The sequence below is a fragment of the Massilibacillus massiliensis genome (assembly GCF_900086705.1).
Taxonomy (GTDB): domain Bacteria; phylum Bacillota; class Negativicutes; order FLKF01; family FLKF01; genus Massilibacillus; species Massilibacillus massiliensis.
Map to the genome: position 1 here is coordinate 2095873 of NZ_LT575483.1, position 17952 is coordinate 2113824.

At 38.4% G+C, this 17952-nt stretch carries 16 protein-coding genes and 1 riboswitch; of the genes, 13 read left to right on the top strand and 3 right to left on the bottom strand.

The genetic code is table 11. The features are described from left to right. Positions 1-3 precede the first annotated feature (3 nt). The gene (locus BN6559_RS10030) at positions 4-402 is read left to right on the top strand and encodes a bactofilin family protein (RefSeq protein ID WP_110954583.1); all 399 of its coding nucleotides are present in this window, start codon (positions 4-6) and stop codon (positions 400-402) included. A 136-nt stretch (positions 403-538) separates the two neighbouring features. On the opposite strand, the gene yyaC is transcribed toward BN6559_RS10030, so the two are convergent. Continuing rightward, complete coding sequence (gene yyaC, locus BN6559_RS10035) at positions 539-1129, bottom strand: spore protease YyaC (RefSeq protein WP_110954584.1); 591 nt, start codon at positions 1127-1129, stop codon at positions 539-541. A gap of 769 nt (positions 1130-1898) precedes the next feature. Between yyaC and BN6559_RS10040 the strand changes: the two genes are divergently transcribed. From BN6559_RS10040 to BN6559_RS10090, 11 genes are all read left to right on the top strand, one after another. Beyond that, complete coding sequence (locus tag BN6559_RS10040; RefSeq protein WP_110954585.1) at positions 1899-3005, top strand: class II glutamine amidotransferase domain-containing protein; 1107 nt, start codon at positions 1899-1901, stop codon at positions 3003-3005. Continuing rightward, positions 2993-4624, top strand: coding sequence for a glutamate synthase-related protein (locus BN6559_RS10045; protein WP_110954586.1), 1632 nt, complete (start codon positions 2993-2995; stop codon positions 4622-4624). Before BN6559_RS10040 ends, BN6559_RS10045 begins: the two co-directional genes overlap by 13 nt. A 12-nt stretch (positions 4625-4636) precedes the next feature. Then, entirely contained in the window at positions 4637-6967 is a 2331-nt protein-coding gene (locus BN6559_RS10050; protein WP_110954587.1) for an FAD-dependent oxidoreductase, read from the top strand. 262 nt (positions 6968-7229) lie between these two features. Continuing rightward, a complete protein-coding gene (locus BN6559_RS10055; RefSeq protein ID WP_110954588.1) occupies positions 7230-8411 on the top strand; it encodes an ABC transporter substrate-binding protein in 1182 nt (393 codons plus the stop codon). Between the two features lie 390 nt (positions 8412-8801). Next, positions 8802-9971: an ABC transporter substrate-binding protein gene (locus BN6559_RS10060; protein ID WP_110954589.1), complete on the top strand. Its 1170-nt coding sequence runs from the start codon at positions 8802-8804 to the stop codon at positions 9969-9971. 428 nt (positions 9972-10399) lie between these two features. Next, positions 10400-11287 (top strand): branched-chain amino acid ABC transporter permease, encoded by an 888-nt coding sequence (locus BN6559_RS10065; RefSeq protein ID WP_110954590.1) that lies wholly within the window; start codon positions 10400-10402, stop codon positions 11285-11287. Between the two features lie 9 nt (positions 11288-11296). Next, complete coding sequence (locus BN6559_RS10070) at positions 11297-12241, top strand: branched-chain amino acid ABC transporter permease (protein WP_110956367.1); 945 nt, start codon at positions 11297-11299, stop codon at positions 12239-12241. Beyond that, a complete protein-coding gene (locus BN6559_RS10075; RefSeq protein WP_110954591.1) occupies positions 12241-13008 on the top strand; it encodes an ABC transporter ATP-binding protein in 768 nt (255 codons plus the stop codon). Before BN6559_RS10070 ends, BN6559_RS10075 begins: the two co-directional genes overlap by 1 nt. After that, complete coding sequence (locus BN6559_RS10080; protein WP_110954592.1) at positions 13008-13712, top strand: ABC transporter ATP-binding protein; 705 nt, start codon at positions 13008-13010, stop codon at positions 13710-13712. Before BN6559_RS10075 ends, BN6559_RS10080 begins: the two co-directional genes overlap by 1 nt. 75 nt (positions 13713-13787) lie before the next feature. Next, complete coding sequence (locus BN6559_RS10085) at positions 13788-14438, top strand: CBS domain-containing protein (protein ID WP_110954593.1); 651 nt, start codon at positions 13788-13790, stop codon at positions 14436-14438. Positions 14439-14762: 324 nt separating this feature from the next. Further along, positions 14763-15656, top strand: a complete 894-nt coding sequence (locus tag BN6559_RS10090) for a cation diffusion facilitator family transporter (protein ID WP_110956368.1) — start codon at positions 14763-14765, stop codon at positions 15654-15656. A 144-nt stretch (positions 15657-15800) separates the two neighbouring features. On the opposite strand, the gene BN6559_RS10095 is transcribed toward BN6559_RS10090, so the two are convergent. Both BN6559_RS10095 and BN6559_RS10100 read right to left on the bottom strand, forming a co-directional pair. Then, complete coding sequence (locus BN6559_RS10095) at positions 15801-16583, bottom strand: carbon-nitrogen family hydrolase (RefSeq protein WP_110954594.1); 783 nt, start codon at positions 16581-16583, stop codon at positions 15801-15803. 169 nt (positions 16584-16752) lie between these two features. Further along, positions 16753-17217: a hypothetical protein gene (locus tag BN6559_RS10100; protein ID WP_110954595.1), complete on the bottom strand. Its 465-nt coding sequence runs from the start codon at positions 17215-17217 to the stop codon at positions 16753-16755. A 136-nt stretch (positions 17218-17353) separates the two neighbouring features. Between BN6559_RS10100 and BN6559_RS10105 the strand changes: the two genes are divergently transcribed. Continuing rightward, complete coding sequence (locus BN6559_RS10105) at positions 17354-17560, top strand: DUF951 domain-containing protein (protein ID WP_110956369.1); 207 nt, start codon at positions 17354-17356, stop codon at positions 17558-17560. Between the two features lie 96 nt (positions 17561-17656). Beyond that, positions 17657-17737: riboswitch (ZMP/ZTP riboswitch) on the top strand. Positions 17738-17952 lie beyond the last annotated feature (215 nt).

Sequence of the window (17952 nt, forward strand, 5' to 3'; positions counted from 1 at the left end):
AGGATGTTTAGCAGCAAGAAAAAAACAAGTGGTTTAAGTACGAATGAGATTGAAACAATCATTGGAAAAAACACGAAATTTAAGGGTACGATTAGTGGAGAGGGCAATGTTCGTATTGATGGTGCATTAGATGGCGAAATTAGTTCTACTGGTGATATCGTGATTGGCGAACAAGGGAATGTTACCGCAACGATAAAAGCAAATAATGTGTTGATATCTGGAACAGTTAAGGGCAATATTCATGTAAATAGTAAGCTTGAAATTACAGCTACAGGTAATTTATTTGGTGATGTAAGAGCTTCTGTATTAAGTATCGCTGAAGGGGCTGCTTTTAAAGGAAGCAGTAACATGGAAGCTTCTGAAGTTGCAGTGAAAGAGGAAAAGCTGGCAAAAGCAAAGTAAGAATTTAAGTGTCATAATTTCTCATAAAAAAATACAGAATTGAAAGCGTGTTTCATATTCTGTAAAGAATATTTTATACAATCTAAAAAGAAAGTATAGTACAGTGAAGTTTTGTACTATACTTTCTTTTTGCTTTTTAAAGAGAGGCATTCATCGTAGGTAAGGTTGAATGACGTAAAGCGAAAGAGATTGATTTTGCGATTGTATCGGCCATGGTCATAACCAAATTAAGGCGTGTACTTTGCAAAACTAAGTGCTCCATGAAACCACTGACATTTACGATTCCAGTTATGTAAGCATCGCCCACAGGAGGTAAATCCTTTTTAACAGCAGCGCCGGGTTTTACTGAGCCGAGTCCAAGCGATAGATAGCCAACGTTTTCTATTTTACCAAGACAAGCATCAATTGCAATGATAAAGGGGTTTTGATATTGTTCATTGATGATATTCATATAATGAATCAGATTTGTTGCATGGACAGGTTCTTCTAGTGTACCAAATATAGGGGAAGCAACTTGTAAACTCTTTAATTTCGTGCCGGTTAGTGGGCCAAGCGCATCTCCTGTAGAACGGTCTGTACCTATACAGACAAATACGATATCTTGGTTTGTTTTCTGTGCCTCATATAAAAGGGTTTGTATCTTGGTTGCAAAGTCGAAAATTATGGTAGGGGTATGAACTGAAAATTTTGATTCTACTTTTTTAGGTTTAAAAATATTTGTTAGCATAGTGCACTCCTGTTATTTATTTGAACATTATCATTATGTCCGGAGACACTACTTCTTTATACAGAAAATATCTAGGAACGTAATTTTTATAATATTTTTATAATTTATACATTGCAAACAAGAATAATACAAAGTAAAAAGCAAAAAAAATTAAAAAATAAAAATATATAATGTATCCTTGTATACCGCAAAACAATGCAGTACAAAATTTTGCGAAATAAATTTTAGTGTATGTGTAAATGGTAGGAATTATACTCATTAAAAAGGGTTACTTAACATTATTAACATAATTCTTGCTGTGTATAATAAAACAATTAGTGAATATTTATACAATAAAAAACGTTTATATTACAGAAAATTAACGATAATAAGCATTATTATGCAACTTTATTTTAAATATGCATATTGACAGTATAAGGTTTCGTTTTTATAATGAATATACATTACATGCATATAATATTGACAGTGAACAAATGTATATTAGTAATGGAAAGAGTATAACGATATGCCTTGTAATATCGTCCAGTTCAATCTAATTTCAATAATAAATAATGGCGTTTATTTATTGATTTTATATTAATTTGGTTTATAAATTGGCCATGCGACAGTGAAGAGGAGAAAAGTAGCTGGAGCAAGGTTTTTTTATTGAAATAGATTGCATGTAATGAAGACAAAACATAAAAATCATGAGTATGTGAGTATTCTTAAATTTAAGAGTGCTTAGATAGATTGATTTTTAAATTTGTGTATCTGATATGGGGGAGAGAATATGTGTAGGATTGGATCAATAAAGAGTAAAGTACCGGTTCATCCATCAAAAGCTTTGCATTTGATGTTGCCGCAGCAAGAAGGCCATGATAACTCTGGTTTTGCTATGGTTATGCAGGATTTGTATGGAGTTTTCACTGAGTATAAAGATAAACCATTATTATCTTTGGCATGTACACAACGCGGCGCCCAGCTGGTAGAAGATTATATGGACAGTCATAACTTTGTTCAACTGGCAGAATGGATTCCAAAGCCCAATAAACAACCGGGGTTAGATATAAAAGCGATGCCTTACTATATTTTCCGTAACTATGATTATCCAGAACAATATCATGATAAATCTCAAGCAGAGCGTGAAGAACTTATGCTGGATACGCGGCTCGCGCTTCGCAGTATATTAGAGGAAGAGGCAGAAGGGTATGTATATTCTTTCTGGCCAGATGTTTTGACCTTAAAAGAAATTGGTGATCCACGGGATATTGCCACTTATTTTAGATTATGGGATGACAGTGGAATGTTGATGGCCAAAAGTATCATCACGCAATGTCGTCAAAATACAAACTATGATATTGTACGTTACGCCGCACATCCGTTTTTTATTCAAGGCTATACATTATGTGCGAATGGTGAAAATACATTCTATACAAAGAATATGGAATATCAGAAATCTTTGCATCGTGGGTATATTGGTTTTGAGTCGGATTCACAGAATTTCATTTATACATTGCATTATGTACTTCGCCAATTAAAATGGCCGATTCAATATTATAAGCATGTGATTACGCCACTGACATTTGCTGAAGCTGAGGAGCGGCAGGATAAGAAAGTACTGAGTGTCATTCGACAATCTTTAGGTCATTTAGAAATCAACGGGCCGAATACAATCATTGCATTATTGCCGAGTGGTGATATGATGACCTGCTGTGATTCGAAGAAACTTCGTCCGGTTGTTGTTGGCGGAGATGATACAACAATTGCAATTGCATCTGAAGTTTGTGGTTTAAATGCAATTTTACCAAATCGTGATATGGCAAAAGACATTTATCCAAATGAACGTGAGGTCGTTTTGATTAATAATGAATTGGAGGTGCAAAGATGGAAGCAGTAAGAACGCAGGATGTTGGTGTAAATGACTTGAAATGGAAAATAGAATATTACGCCGAGCGCTGCACGATGTGCGGGAGTTGTATTGCAGCTTGTACGAAGAATGCAATTGAAGCTTGTATGGCACGACGTTCTATTACTGTTTCTACTGCACATCAGCCAGAACCTTTGAAAGAGCATAAAGCGGTCCCTGTGATACGTCAAGTGGCGAGTATAGATAGTGCCTGTATTGGCTGTGGGATGTGTGAAAAGGTTTGTCCTAATCGGGCAATAAAACCGGTTCGCAATCCTGATAATCGTGTAAATTTGCTGGCACGCGATCATGGGCCGATAAAACGCGGCGGACGTACGAACTTAAATGCACAACGTACGCTAGACCATATTATTGTTGGAAGAATATCGCAAATGACAGATCCAGCGCTTGATTCGGAACGTCATACTTTTGATATCCGGGCTCCATTCGGAAGAGTACTATTGCCTGGTGAATTGCCATTGGTATCAGAAAATGGTGAATTAAGATTAACTGAAAAAACACCACCTGTGAATTGGATATATCCGTTGATTTTTAGTGATATGTCTATAGGGGCTTTATCAACAAGAGCATGGGAAGCGGTTTCTTTAGCGACAGCCTATCTGAATGAAAAACATCATTTGCCGATTCGTATGAGTTCCGGTGAAGGTGGGATGCCGGTAAAATTACTGGAATCAGAAAAATTAAAATATATGATTTTGCAAATTGCTTCGGGACATTTCGGCTGGAATCGCATTATCAAGGCTATGCCAAGAATGAAAGTAGATCCGGCTGGTATTTTAATTAAAATCGGGCAAGGGGCAAAACCTGGTGACGGCGGACTTTTACCAGCGGCAAAAGTTGCGGAACATGTGCAGGCAATTCGCGGTGTCCCAAAAGCGACTTTAAGCTCACCGCCGAATCATCAAGGTTTATATTCTATTGAGGAATCCGTACAAAAAATGCATTTATCTTTAAATGCCGCATTTGGTTTTAGAGTTCCTGTAGCGATTAAATGCGCGGCCTCGGCCACTTCGGTATCCGTATATAATAATTTGCTTCGTGATCCATATAAAATTTGCGGCGGATTCTTTATTGATGGTATTCAAGGTGGAACTGGTGCTGCGAATGAAGTTTCTTTGGATCATACAGGACATCCGGTCGTATCTAAATTACGTGAATGTTATTTAGCAGCTGTAAAGCAAGGTTTGCAAGGTCAGATTCCACTTTGGGCGGGCGGCGGTATTGGCTTAACTGGAAATGCAGCAGCGGATGCATTTAAAATGATTTGTTTAGGAGCAAATGGTGTTTTTGTAGGAAAAATTTTAATACAATTACTTGGCTGTGTTGGGAATGAGAATGGGCGTTGTAATGCTTGTTCTACAGGAAAATGTCCAACGGGGATTTGCACGCAGGATCCTCGTTTAGTAAAGCGGTTGGATATTGATAGAGGTGCGCAAAATATTGTTGACTATGTATTGGCATTAGATAATGAAATGCGAAAATTGATGGCACCAATTGGAAATAGTTCGCTTCCGGTAGGACGTTCTGATGCTCTAGTGACGACAGATAAGGCAATTGCCGATAAACTTGGAATACAATATGTATGTTAGGAGGGAAGCTGTGTGTTTAAGATTAATACATTAGAAGGACATAATCGAATGTCAACGCAAGATCTGCTTATGACGATTAGTGAAGCGTTGGCCAATGGGGAAACAGAGTTTGATATCATGGCTTCTGGACAACATGATATTGGTGGACCATTATGGCACCCAGAAGGAAAAAAATTAACCTTCCGTGTAACTAATGCTGGACAGCGCGTTGGTTCTATGTGTCTTGAAAATACAGAAATTATTGTTGATGGGTCAGCCTCTGCTGATGTGGGATGGCTGAATGCCGGTGGTAAAATTGTTGTAAAGGGAGATGCCGGCGATACAGCAGGGCATTGTGCCGCAGCCGGGAAAATTTACATTGGCGGCCGTGCGGGAACGCGTTCAGGCTCATTAATGAAACATGATCCGCTGTATGATGCGCCTGAAATGTGGATTCTAAAAAATGTCGGCAGTTTCTCCTTTGAATTTATGGGTGGCGGTAAGGCTGTGGTTTGTGGATATGACAGTGAGGCGTTTGAATCGGTATTGGGAGACCGGGCTTGTGTAGGAATGGTAGGCGGTGTGCTTTATTTTCGAGGCAAAGCAGCAGGATTTTCTACAACGGAGCTTAAAATCACTGCGCTTGAAGCGGAAGATATTGCTTATTTAGCGGGAAATATGGACGATTTTTTGCAGTCAATTGATAAACCGGAACTTTATGATGCGCTTACAAATTGGAGTGATTGGCATAAATTAAGACCGCTTACGTTTGAAGAACGGGTGCCAAATGCTGCAAGTAATATAAAAGATTTTCGTACGAAAGAATGGATCGAGGGCGGCATTTTCAGTGATGTTTGTATGGATGATTTTGTGGTAAACAGCACGGTTATGACTGGACTTTATCGTCAGCGTGTCCCAGCTTGGGAAAATGCAAAATATGCAGCGCCTTGTGAATTTAATTGTCCCGCATCTATTCCGACACAAAGGCGGTACAATTTATTGCGTGAAGGAAAATTTAAAGAAGCGTATGAGCTAGTCCTTGACTATACACCGTTTCCGGGCTCAGTGTGCGGCAGTGTTTGTCCAAATCTTTGTATGGAAGATTGTACGCGCGGAACAATTGATGAATCTGCGCAGATCGGAAAGTTAGGACTTTATTCTGTTGATACGACAGTGGAAATGCCGAGTTTTAAAACAGGTAAGAAAGTCGCTGTGCTTGGCGGGGGCGTCGCAGGACTTAACGCAGCGTGGCAGTTGGCAAGAAGGGGTCATGATGTAACGGTTTATGAAGAAGATGCAAAAATGGGTGGAAAGTTGGAGCAAGTAATTCCTCGTTCTCGTCTGCCACAAGAAATTTTGCAGAAAGAATTAAAGCGCATAGAGGATATCGGCGTTCAGTTTATCAATAACTATAAAGTTACTGCAGAGAAATTTGTGCAGATAAAGGCTTCTTATGATGCGGTGATTGTAGCTACCGGCGGTCATAATCCAACTGTATTTCCATGGCCGGGAAAAGAAAAAATTGTAAAGGGCTTGCATTTTTTAAAGGCGATCAACAAAGGGCAAAATCCTAAAGTCGGCAAACATGTTATTGTAATTGGCTGTGGTAATTCAGGGATGGATGCAGCATTGGGAGCGTATCAAATGGGTGCTGAAACAGTAACTTGTATTGATGTACAAAAACCTGCTGCTTTTGCTAAAGAGATTGCACATGTGAAAGCGTTAGGCGGAAAATTAGTTTGGCCTGTTATGACGAAAGAAGTAACTGACGACGGGCTTATCACCAGCGACGGGCAGCTTATCCCTGGAGATATGGTAATTATTACAGTTGGTGAAACACCCGAACTCGAGTATTTACCGGAGGGTATAGAAAAATTTCGTGCATGGCTGGTGGCGAAAGCGGATAAAAGCATCATGCAGGGGGTGTTTGCAGCAGGTGATGTAATAAAACCAGGGCGTCTTGTTGATGCAATTGGTGCCGGAACGAAGGCTGCCCATGCAGTGGATTTGTATGTGCGTAATCTGCCGTATGAATCGATGGCTGAGAAAACAATGATTCCGTCAAAGCAAATAAGTAAAGCTTATTTTTCGAAATGCCATAGTTGTGATCTGCCAGCGGCAAATAAGGATCATAATCGCTGTATTAGCTGCGGTACATGTCGTGATTGTCAAATGTGCCTAAAATCCTGCCCGGAGAAGGCAATTACAAGAGTTTATTCAGAAGAGGGTACATTTGAATATGAATCTAATAGTGAGAAATGTATCGGTTGTGGTATCTGTGCAGGTGTTTGTCCATGTGGAATATGGACGATGAGCGCGAATTCGGAGAAAATCAATATGTATAGAACGTACAATAAAAATTAATTTTATTCAGAAAAGCGATAAGAAAACATCGAATTTCGTCAAAGGCATGAGATGAAATTCGATGTTTTCTTTTTATTAATAAAGAGAAAATGGGGTAAAATAAATAGAGGAAAACATAAAATAAAAAAACAAATGTATCTAGGTGTAGAACACATAATAAATAAAAAGTTATTGACGATGTAAACAATGTAAACTATAATACATTTATGGCTTATGAATGAGGACGTAACTCGTATACTGGTTAATAACTGGAGGGATAAAAATGAATATGAAAAAAAAGGTGATGACTGTAGCGAGTATGGCTATAGGCATGACGATGATGGGAGCAGTATTTGCTGGTTGTGGCGGTAATGATGCAGCAAATAGTAATGAGATCAAAATTGGTGCAAATTTTGAGTTGACCGGCGGTGTTGCCAATTATGGTACGCAAGCGTTAAATGGTATCAAATTAGCAATTAAACAAGTCAACGATGCTGGTGGTATTAATGGCAAGAAAATAAATCTCATTGTTGCAGACAATAAGTCTGAAGCATCTGAAGCGGCAAATGCAACGACAAAGCTAATCTCTAATGATAAGGTTAAGGTTATTCTTGGGCCGGCAACAACTTCTAATATGTTAGCGACAACGCAAATTGCAACGGACAATAAGATACCGGTGATCGCTCCAACTGGAACCAATCCTAAAATTACGGTAGATAATGGTCAAGTGAAACCATTTATTTTCCGCAGTTGTTTCATTGATCCGTTACAAGGTGAAGTTATGGCAAACTTCGCGGCAAAGACTTTACAGGCTAAAACAGCAGCCATTTATGTAGATTCAAGTTCTGACTACTCTAAGAGTTTAGCAGAGGTATTTACTAAACAATTCGAGGCAAATGGCGGAAAAGTTCTAGTTCAAGAAGCATTTTTACAAAAAGATCAAGATTTTAAATCAACACTTACAAAAATCAAAGCTGCAAATCCAGAAATTATATTTATTCCTGCTTACTATGAAGAAGTTGGAAAGATTGTAAAGCAAGCACGTGAACTTGGTATTACAATTCCTCTGTTAGGCACAGATGGCTGGGATGATGCAAAGTTGACGGAGATCGCTGGAACAGCTCCACTCAATAATACATTCTTTAGCTCACACTATTCTGTACAAGATAGTGATGAGAATGTAAAAAAATTCATTGAAGCGTATAAAGCCGAATATAATCAGGAACCAAGTGTATTTGCAGCGTTAGGTTATGATGCTGGCATTATGCTGATTGATGCGATCAAACGGGCAGGCTCAGATGATCCAGAGAAAATCCGCCAAGCCTTAGAAGAAACAAAAGATTTGCAAGTGGGAACAGGGATTATTACAATTGATAAAAATCATGATCCAATTAAATCGGCCGTTGTACTTGAGATGAAAGACGGTCAAAAAATGTTCAAGCAAAAAATTAATCCGGAAAAATGATGGTTATTATACAAAATCTGTTTTGACCTTAAATACAGGAGTGAAGCGAGAATACGCTTTGCTCCTGTATTTGTTTTAGCCATTAAAAATATAAATTATATTTTTAATTTGCATGCAAGAACAATAGTTTACAAACAAGAAACAAAGCATATAAATTCATGGATGAATACTCGTTGAATAATCTAATGTACTTTCAGAAAGAACAAAATTGGATAATGTATTACATTTATAGTATTGACAATAAAAATGAGTAACTTTACAATTAAAGGCATTGGGAATGAATCAAAAGAGAGCATCTTTTTAATTTGTTTCGACTAAGGACTGTTGAAGAAGTGATGGAGATTTATTAAACATGACTTTGGATGGGCAAAATCGCTGAGGGAGGTTATTATGATTTTTAAAAAAGGAAAACAGATGGTATGCGCAGTAGCTGCAATGAGTTTTTTTGCACTTACAGCTGCGGGGTGTGGGGATGCAAATTCTGATACAATTAAAATCGGTGCTAATTTGGAAATGACAGGAACAAATGCTACATTTGGACAATCGGCAACAAATGGTGCGAAGCTTGCAATCAAAGAAGTGAATGAAAAAGGCGGTGTACTTGGTAAAAAAATCAGTTTGGTGGTAGCAGATAACAAATCCGAAGCTGCTGAAGCTGCAAATGCAATGCAGAAGTTAATTTCACAGGATAAAGTTGTCGGCGTTATTGCGCCAATCGCTTCTTCCAGTGTGATTGCAGGAGCACAGGTAAATACAGATGGCAAAGTTCTAGCGATTAGTCCAACCGCATCTAATCCAAAAGTGACGGTGGATCCCGATACAGGCAAAACGCGTGATTTTCTGTTTAGAGCAGCATTTATTGATCCATTTCAAGGCTCTGTAATGGCAAATTTTGCTGCAAAATCTTTGCAAGGAAAAACGGCAGCCTTATATATTGATAATTCCAGCGATTATGCGAAAGGTTTAGGGCAGTTTTTTAAGGAAACATTCATAAAGAATGGCGGAACAATTGTAGCCGAAGAAGCGTATTTGGCGAAGGATACCGATTTTAAATCAACGTTAACAAAAATTAAAGCTACAAATCCTGACATTGTATTTGTACCTGGGTATTATCAAGAAGTTGGGATGATTATCAAACAAGGACGTGAAATGGGTATTCAAGCTGCTATCTTAGGCGGTGACGGCTGGGATAGTGCGAAACTTCCTGAAATTGCTGGTGCAGAAGCGCTGAACAACACGTTCTTTGCGAATCATTATTCTCCTGATGATGATAGTCCAGCGATCAAAACTTTTGTAGAGGCATATCAAGCAGAATATAAACAAACACCGGATGCGTTTGCCGCACTTGCTTATGATGCGACAATGATGATCATTGAAGCAATAAAGCGTGCAGGTAGTGAGGATACGGTGAAGATTAAGGATGAGCTAGCTAAGACGAAAGATTTTGCAGCTGTTTCGGGCGTTATTACGTTAAATGAAACGCATGATGCGATTAAGAGTGCAGTTGTAATTGAAATGAAAAATGGGCAGAAGACTTTTAGGGAAAAAATAAATCCATAAACGATATACGAGCACACTATAGTTGTACTGATAATATAGTATAGATCTATAGTGTGTTTTTTTATAGTAGACAAAAAGGAGCGGCATTGGATACAAAATACGGTATATTTTAATATAAATATAGCGAAAATAGGGTTAACGCCCGGAATATGTTAAACGTATTATTGACAGTGTATACTTGTAACATTATAATAAGGATAGTAACAAATTTAATCGTGAACGTTTAAACTGTCAGTATGAGAATGGTTTTGCTCAAGGGTGAGTTTATCTACTAGGGTGGCGAATGCAGAGGTGAAAAAGACCTTTAGCCAATAGTGTGGCTAGGGGTCTTTTCTTGATTTTTGACAAGCGTCTGTGCCAAAGCACGGAAATCTCAGTTTAAGGGTTCCTCGTCAAATGTCGGTTATTATATGAATGGAGGAGACAATATGGAATTTATGGAACAGTTCGTTCAACAGTTAATTAACGGTGTTTCTTTAGGCAGTATTTATGCCTTGATTGCACTCGGTTATACCATGGTTTATGGCATTATCAAATTAATTAACTTTGCTCATGGCGACATTTATATGATCGGCGCGTATGCTGGATTTTTTGCAACAGCGACTCTTGGCTTATCATTTGTACCAGCACTTATTGTATCTATGATAGTTTCAGGTTTATTGGGAATGCTGATAGAGCGAATGGCGTATCGTCCGCTTCGGCATGCACCAAAAATTGCAGTTTTAATCACGGCAATCGGTATTTCACTCTTATTGGAGTATGGCGGAATGCTGGTTTTTACACCACAACCTAGAACTTTCCCGAATGTGTTTGAAGCTACAACGTATCATATCGGTCCGTTTGTAGTGAATAGTCAACAGATTCTTATTTTAGCTGTTTCAGTATTGTTGATGGTAATTTTAACGTATGTAGTTCAAAAGACGATTATTGGCAAAGCAATGCGCGCTGTTTCTTTTGATACAGAAGCAGCACAGTTAATGGGGATTGATGTAAACCGTATTATTTCTGCTACGTTTGGAATTGGTTCTGCACTTGCAGCCGCTGCGGGGGTACTTGTTGGTGTCTATTACAATTCAATTGATCCATTAATGGGGATTATGCCAGGTTTAAAAGCCTTTGTTGCGGCTGTACTGGGCGGTATCGGAATCATCCCAGGCGCAATGGCTGGTGGCGTTATTCTCGGGGTCATAGAGGCATTGGTGAGCGGGTTCATCTCTTCTACATTTCGTGATGCGGCGGCGTTTGCTATTTTAATCATTATTCTTTTATTTAAACCATCGGGTTTATTCGGCAAGAATACGCGTGAGAAGGTGTAGGTGATAGAAATGAGAGCAGTAACAAAAAAAGATATAAAAATACTGGGTGCCTGTGTTGTTGTTTATGCAATTATTGAGGCGCTTTTACAAATGAATATGATTGGTTCTTTTTGGGAGTTAAACTTAATATTAATTGCAATTAATATTATCATGGCAGCCAGCCTGAATTTAATCAATGGATATACAGGGCAATTTTCGCTTGGTCATGCAGGTTTTATGGCGGTTGGCGCATATATGAGTGCAATCATTACAGTCAAGTTCCAGCTACCGTTTATCTTGGCAATTATCGTTGGCGCAGCAGGGGCCGGTTTACTTGGTTTTCTCATTGGTTTGCCGACTTTGCGGTTAAGTGGAGATTACTTGGCAATTGCAACACTTGGGCTTGGAGAAATTATTCGTATTACGATTTTGAATATTCCTTATGTTGGTGGTGCTTCCGGATTCATGGGAATCCCACGGTACACAAATTTTGCTTGGGCGTTCTTTGTTTGTCTGTTTACATTGTTTTTTATTAAAAACTTGGTCAATTCCTCGCATGGGCGTGCCTGTATTTCGATTCGAGAAAATGAAATTGCAGCGGAGGCAATGGGAATTGATACGACGAAATATAAAGTGATTGCATTTACGATCGGGGCAGCATTTGCAGGTGTCGCAGGTGCTTTATTTGCGCATTACTTTTATATTGCCCATCCGGCATCGTTTACGTTTATGATGTCCTTTAATTATTTAACTATGGTTGTTATGGGAGGACTGGGATCTATTACGGGATCCGTAGCCGGAGCCGTTATCTTGACGTTTGTTTCCGCGGCATTGGCAAGCTGGCCGGAATGGCGCATGATTATTTACTCCATCGTATTGATTTTATTGATGTTGTATCGCCCACAAGGGTTATTTGGAAATGTGGAATTAACAAGTCTCAGCGTTTTTAAACGCTTCAAGGGAGGTAGCAAGTAATGAATTTACTTAAAGCCGAAAAAGTTTCAAAGGTATTTGGCGGGTTAAAAGCAGTTTCCAATTTCGAAATGCATATTGAGCAAGGCGAACTTATTGGTTTGATTGGCCCAAATGGTGCAGGAAAGACGACAGCATTCAACCTGTTGACTGGGGTTTATCAACCTACGACTGGTGTAATTGAATTTGCCGGTAAGAGCGTAGTAGGTCTTAAACCTTTCCAAATTACACAAGGCGGTATAGCGCGCACATTTCAAAATATTCGCTTGTTCTCTGAACTTAGTGTGCTGGACAATGTAAAGATAGCGTATCATTCGCATGTAAAATACAGCTTACTAGAATCTGTTTTTCGTGTTGGGCGATATTTCAAAGAAGAAGAAGAAATTGAACAAAAGGCAATTGAGTTTTTAGAAATATTTAAATTGGGACATAAAAAAGATGAAATTGCAAAGAATCTACCATATGGTGAACAACGTCGTTTGGAGATTGCCCGAGCATTAGCTGCAAAACCCAAGTTATTGTTGTTAGATGAACCAGCGGCAGGGATGAATCCGCAAGAAACCCAAGACTTGATGGAAATGATCAGTTGGATACGTAAAGAGTTTGGTTTGACAATTCTTTTAATCGAACATGATATGAGCTTGGTAATGGGGATCTGTGAGCGTATTTATGTATTAGAATACGGTAGTATTATTGCGCATGGTACTCCAAATGAGATTAAAAATAATCCGCAGGTTATAAAAGCTTATCTTGGGGAAGAGGTGGAATAATGCTTCATATTGAAAATATAAACGTATACTATGGCGCAATTCATGCAATTAAAGATATTAGTATCAATGTAACAGAAGGTCAAATTGTAACGTTAATTGGAGCGAATGGTGCTGGTAAAAGTACAACATTGCGTACGATTTCTGGACTGCTTAAACCCAAAACAGGAAAAATTGATTTTGAAGGTAAAAATATAGCGGGATTGGCGGCACAAGAAATTGTAAAACGAGGGATTTCACAGGTACCAGAGGGTCGTCGTGTATTTGCGAATATGACGGTATTAGAAAATCTTGAACTTGGAGCTTATATCAGAAAAGATAAAGACGGCATTCAGAAAGATATGGATGCTGTATTTGACCGGTTTCCTCGTTTACTTGAGCGTAAATTACAATTGGCAGGTACGCTTAGTGGTGGTGAGCAGCAAATGCTTGCTATGGGACGTGCGCTGATGAGTCGTCCACGATTATTATTGCTAGATGAACCCTCCATGGGATTGGCACCATTACTTGTGAAGGAAATTTTTTCGATTGTACAGGAGATCAATAGAACCGGCACAACGGTTTTATTAGTGGAACAAAATGCGAATATGGCCTTATCAATTGCCCATCAGGCCTATGTGCTTGAGACCGGAAGAATTACATTGTCCGGTGATGCAAAAAAACTGGCGGCGAGTGAGGAAGTGCGCAAAGCTTATTTGGGCGGCTGATTGAACTGTACAAATTTTTACAATGCGGTATATAATTATATATAGAATGATACAAGTTGAGAGGAGTGTTCTATTGTGTTCGTGGCGAATAGAATGACAAAAAATCCAATTGTAGTTGCCCCAAATGATAAGGTCGACGAAGCGGCTGATATTATGAAAAAACATGGGTTTCGTCGGTTACCTGTTGTTGAAGAAGGTCAGGTCGTTGGTTTTTTTAGTGACCGAGATTTGATGAAAGCTGCACCTTCACCTGCGACGACTTTATCAAAATATGAAGTAAACTCCTTATTGGCAAAAATGACAGTAAAAGAAATTATGACAAAAAAAGTGATTACAATTCATGCTGATGCAACGATTGAAGAAGCTGCCCTCATTATGTATCACCAAAAAATTGGCGGTATGCCAGTAATTAGCAGTACCAATACACTTGTAGGAATTATTACGGAAACAGATATCTTTAAGGCTTTTGTTGATATTATGGTTCTTACTGAGCCATCCACGCGTATTACGATCAGCGGAGAAGATACAATTGGTGTTATTCATGGTGTAACTCGTATCTTTGCTGAGATGGGAATTAATATCATCAGTTTAGTGAGTGCGAAAAAGGCAAATGAAGCTGGCAAGTACGATTTGATCGTGCGTGCGCCGATTGACGATGTAGATGTATTAAAACAAAAGTTAGCGGAAAATGGATATCAAGTAACGAGTATCATAAAGATCGGATAAAATGACTATCGTTATCAATTATAAATAAAATTTATATGTTTGCTTGAAAAGTATTTACAATCTTTGCTTGTGTATGATACTATATTTGCAAGGAACAGGCGCTTAGTTTATAGGCGGCCGGGCATCAAGCAGCAGTGTTATACCTGTGGGACCGTCAAAATGGTTCTGCGGGTATTTTTTTGTAATGATAATAAAAATTTATTATAAAGTGTGTACTTTTGGAGCCGGAAGTTCATTATATATAGGGAGGCTTGCTTTGCATTGCAAGAATTCGCTATGTTTGATCGTGAGAGTAAGTTTGCGGTAATTTGTGGAGGTGCATTCATGGGAGTAGAAGAAAAACATAACATTTTAAAGCAGAGAACGGCATGGCTTTCTATTATGTCCAACACGCTTTTGGTCATTATAAAATTAATTGTTGGATTGGTTACGGGAGCAGTCAGTTTAGTATCAGAGGCTGCACATTCCGGGGTTGATTTAATTGCATCAGTCATTGCTTTTTATGCTGTAAAAACATCGGTCATTCCACCCGATGAAAACCATGAATATGGACATGGGAAATTTGAAAATTTATCTAGTGCAGTAGAAGCGTTACTAATTGTGTTTGCTGCAATATGGATTGTATATGAGTCGGTGCGAAAATTAAGCCATTTGACTGAACCTGAGTATTTAGAATATGGGATTGTGATTATGTTAGTCTCAATTGTTGTAAATTATCTGGTATCTGGGCGATTGATGAAAGTTGCGAAGCAAACACATTCTCAGGCATTAGAGGCGGATGGTTTGCATCTTCGGGCTGATATATGGACGTCGATCGGTGTTTTAGTTGGTTTAATTGCAATTAAAATAACAGGGTGGTTATGGATTGATTCTGCGATTGCAATTGTTGTTGCTGGAATTATTTTTAAAACTGGCTATGATATGACAATCGCGAGTGCTAAAGAGTTGACGGATATGAGTTTGCCGCCAGAGGATGAAAAAATTATTGAGGATATTTTTAATGCCCATCAAGATGTAATTGGGTTCCACCAATTAAGAACGCGTCGGTCTGGCGCCTATCGGTTGTTAGATGTGCATATTATTTTAGATAAAAATATGCATTTGGATAAAGTACATGATATTTGTGATCAGTTAGAACATCAATTAAAGGAAGCACTTGGTATGTGTGATGTTGTTATTCATGCGGAACCTTCTGATCATCATGCCGAACTCGTCTAAGTCACCGGTTGTACGAGGCGAAAATAGATCATAATTGTGGAAAAAAACGTATGAAAAACTCCAAATGAGGATGTTGATATTTTAGTGCAACATGCTCATTTGGAGTTTTCCTGTAAGTCATCAGAAAATTTCCCGGGAATAATCTTAATATGTATATAGGTTGGGTTTCCGGTCTTTAAACACATGCATGGTACTGCGAATTTGCCTTAGTGCACCTAAATTTATCGTTGCGGTGACGATGGACGGTGCTGCATCTGCTTCAGCAAGGATATTCCCCCATGGATCAATGATCATAGAATGTCCAGCCAGATGAAAATTTTTAAATGAGCCGGACCCATTGATAGCAGCAATAAAGATCTGATTTTCAATAGCGCGGGCCTGATTTAAAATTTGCCAATGCGTAAGACGATCTACTGGCCAAGCGGCTGGTACAAATAAGACATCAATCCCTTCTAAAGCAACCATACGGACGAGTTCACAAAAACGTATATCATAACAAATAATAACTGCGCATTTTATTTGATCGAGCGTAAAGATATGAATTTTGTCCCCGGCAGTGAAGCGTTTATCTTCTTTAGAAGGAGAAAAAAGATGGATTTTATGATAGGTAGAAACTTCTTCACCGTGTCGATTAAAAGTATAATTCGTATTATACAGAGTCTCCTCAACGCGGTTGGCAATAGAGCCGCCAACGATGTTTACCTGATGCTTTTTTGCCAATGCACTTAAAAAATTACGCGTTTGTTGACCATTGGGATCGGCAAACTCTATGATTGGATTTGGGAAAAAGCCGACGTTCCACATCTCAGACAACGCGAGTATGTCTGGTTTTGCTTGCATGGCTTTCTCAACGGCCTTTTGCACGGACGCTTTGTTCTTTTCAAAATCACCTAAAGTAATATTTATTTGGAGTAATGAAAGTTTCATCGTACTTTGACCTCACAATATAATTTGACTTCATGTTTGCTTTATTTCGTTAAGTTCCATCTAAATCCTTTCTCTTGCATCGTTGAATTTATTGAAGAGGTAATGTTACTGATGTAACTTAAATTTGCTTGATTATTAAAATAGTATAAAGACAACAATCTGTTTTATACTATTCGGAGTCTGTTTTATCGGTTGGATTGTTTGTTTTTGGCGGATTACATGGATAACTGCAATCAAAGTTGAATGAATCGGGGGTGGAGAAACAGCTGTTTTCCTCACAATAACATTTTAAAATACGACGTAGAACTTCAATTTCAATAATGATTTCAATTGTACTGTCATCGACTGGATTTTGTGCTAGTGCAATGAGATCAATCGGTGCACAAGTGGTGCTTAAAAATTCGGACATAAATTTGATTTTACAGCAAAGCAATTCTAAAAGGATATCAATTAAAGAGCCACAGCGATCAAAGCGGATGATAGATCGTTCATATACTTCAATAGGTACGCCAGGAATACGGCTGATTTCTTCGGCTGAACCAACAAGTAAGCGAAAAGTACTGGCGAGGGAGGCTAGATTTGGAACTAAAGCATTCACGTCAGCAATAATGGTGGTTAAGATTGGTGTAGCCATAAAATCACCTCTCTCTATTTACTACACCATAGTATGCAATAGAGCATGGTTTAGTGAGGCAGGATTGCGTAAAAGAATAGAGAATTATAATTATATTAAAACGTATATAAAAAGGCTATAAATAAGGTAGGTGTGTATTTTGGAAAGGATTCGTTACGATATTGGCGATATTGTGAAAATGAAAAAATCGCATCCTTGCGGAAGTAATTTGTGGGAAATTACACGTACTGGTATTGATTTTGGTATGAAGTGCAAGGGCTGTGGGCATTTTGTTATGATACCAAGAGTTAAATTTGAAAAAGCCGTAAGGGAAATTGTCGAAAAGAAAAATCAGCAAGGTTAAGGCAAAACATAGGAAACCTGAAGTACGAACAATTGGTGAAAATAGTATTGACAGATTCTGTTGTCTTCGAATATAATAGCCCCATAAAACAAAATATTTGCGATACAGAACTGGCGGATCAAGTGGTTTACCACGAGGGACTGTATTGTATAAAAGTCGACCGCCTGGGCATTGGTTTTCTATGCTCAGGCGGTTTTTGTCATTTTTTATAGGACTAAAATCTTCTGAAGCAAAACGGTAAAAGGAGGTAAATTAGTACTAGGTATTAAAAGTTGATCATATTACCTTGACATATACTTGCTGGCTCGAATATAATAAGCACATTAAGAATATAAAGTAATACAAACCTTATTTAAGTAACGTAGTTCTGCCAGAGATAAAGAAGAGGCAAT

Bases quoted from the DNA above. Each gene is read 5' to 3' on its own strand.
- BN6559_RS10030 (WP_110954583.1), top strand. From the start codon at position 4: ATGTTTAGCAGCAAGAAAAAAACAAGTGGTTTAAGTACGAATGAGATT.
- yyaC (WP_110954584.1), bottom strand. From the start codon at position 1,129: ATGCTAACAAATATTTTTAAACCTAAAAAAGTAGAATCAAAATTTTCA.
- BN6559_RS10040 (WP_110954585.1), top strand. From the start codon at position 1,899: ATGTGTAGGATTGGATCAATAAAGAGTAAAGTACCGGTTCATCCATCA.
- BN6559_RS10045 (WP_110954586.1), top strand. From the start codon at position 2,993: ATGGAAGCAGTAAGAACGCAGGATGTTGGTGTAAATGACTTGAAATGG.
- BN6559_RS10055 (WP_110954588.1), top strand. From the start codon at position 7,230: ATGAATATGAAAAAAAAGGTGATGACTGTAGCGAGTATGGCTATAGGC.
- BN6559_RS10060 (WP_110954589.1), top strand. From the start codon at position 8,802: ATGATTTTTAAAAAAGGAAAACAGATGGTATGCGCAGTAGCTGCAATG.
- BN6559_RS10065 (WP_110954590.1), top strand. From the start codon at position 10,400: ATGGAATTTATGGAACAGTTCGTTCAACAGTTAATTAACGGTGTTTCT.
- BN6559_RS10070 (WP_110956367.1), top strand. From the start codon at position 11,297: ATGAGAGCAGTAACAAAAAAAGATATAAAAATACTGGGTGCCTGTGTT.
- BN6559_RS10075 (WP_110954591.1), top strand. From the start codon at position 12,241: ATGAATTTACTTAAAGCCGAAAAAGTTTCAAAGGTATTTGGCGGGTTA.
- BN6559_RS10080 (WP_110954592.1), top strand. From the start codon at position 13,008: ATGCTTCATATTGAAAATATAAACGTATACTATGGCGCAATTCATGCA.
- BN6559_RS10090 (WP_110956368.1), top strand. From the start codon at position 14,763: ATGGGAGTAGAAGAAAAACATAACATTTTAAAGCAGAGAACGGCATGG.
- BN6559_RS10095 (WP_110954594.1), bottom strand. From the start codon at position 16,583: ATGAAACTTTCATTACTCCAAATAAATATTACTTTAGGTGATTTTGAA.
- BN6559_RS10100 (WP_110954595.1), bottom strand. From the start codon at position 17,217: ATGGCTACACCAATCTTAACCACCATTATTGCTGACGTGAATGCTTTA.